We start from the raw sequence: 983 nt of genomic DNA, 5'->3' as shown, positions 1-983 counted from the left end.
TCTTACATTTCTGTACACTACTACCTCTTATTACTGTTGTATACACTTATCTGATACGCTGTCGCTACCTGTGTGTATTTTTTTTTTTTGTTTCATGCTGTAGCCGGCTTACTATTTTCTCCGTATTCTCCTGTTCTCTTATCTTTTTCTCCGCCCCCCCTCCTTCCCCATCCTCCCCTTTTTCCTTCTGCTCTCCTTCCCTCTTCCCTCTCATCTCTTCACCCTCTTCTTTTCTCTCTCCTTCCCTCTTCCTTCTCCCTTCCCCCTTTTCCCCTTCCTCTCCTTCTTTTTTTCTTCTTTCTCTCTCCTCTTTCCCCCTCCTCCTCTCTTCCTTTCTCCCTCTTCTCTCTTCCCTTTCTCTCTTCTCTTCTTCCTCTCCCCCTTCTGTTTTTTTTCCTCCTCTCTCTGCCTCTCCCCCCCTCTCTTTTTCCTCTTTCTTTCCCTCCTCCCCCCTTCTTCCTTCTCCTCCCTCCCCTTCCTCTCCCTCTCCTTTCTCCTCCCCCTCCTCTCCTCCCTCCCTCCCTTCTCCTGGCGTGAACCGCCGGCCGGGGCATCCTTTGTCGCGTCCTTCCCCGTCCTCGGTTCCACCAGGGTCCCGGTAGGTGAGGTGCGTTTCTTCCTCCCCTCTCTCCCCCTTCCTCCCTCCCCCCATCCTCTTCACGCTGTTTTTTTCCTCTTCCCCCCCCCCCCTACTCCTCCCCTTACTCCCTCCTCCTCTCCCTCCTGTTTTTTTCGTCTCCCTTTTCCCCCCTCCCCTTCCTCCTTCCCTACCTCTTCCTCTCCGCCCTTCTCCCCATCCGCAGCGCCTCGCGCACTGCCACCGTGACATGTCTGGGGCGGCGAGTGGGCGCGATGTTCGCCTGGATCTGCCTAGGCGCGCCGGTGACGCCGTACATGCTGGTGGCCAGCTCCTTCCTCCTCGTCATCTTTTCCATCAGCCAGCTCGCCCGCTGAGCCTCATTCGGCTGCCACGCGCACCGGCA

At 56.5% G+C, this 983-nt stretch carries 2 protein-coding genes; both read right to left on the bottom strand.

Translation table 11 applies throughout. The annotated features are described in order from the left end of the window. Nucleotides 1-64: 64 nt before the first annotated feature. On the bottom strand, nt 65-661 hold the full coding sequence (locus CSC68_RS15745) for a hypothetical protein (RefSeq protein ID WP_162204537.1): 597 nt from the start codon (nt 659-661) through the stop codon (nt 65-67). Between the two features lie 106 nt (nt 662-767). Further along, the coding region (locus CSC68_RS15840) for a hypothetical protein (RefSeq protein WP_211365777.1) at nt 768-983 on the bottom strand (216 nt) is incomplete at its 5' end.

Origin of the sequence: Pseudoxanthomonas suwonensis (genome assembly GCF_010093235.1) — a bacterium.
Lineage (GTDB): Bacteria > Pseudomonadota > Gammaproteobacteria > Xanthomonadales > Xanthomonadaceae > Pseudoxanthomonas > Pseudoxanthomonas suwonensis.
The sequence above is the reverse complement of the archived record's forward strand: the minus strand, read 5'-3'. Positions and strand labels throughout refer to the sequence as shown.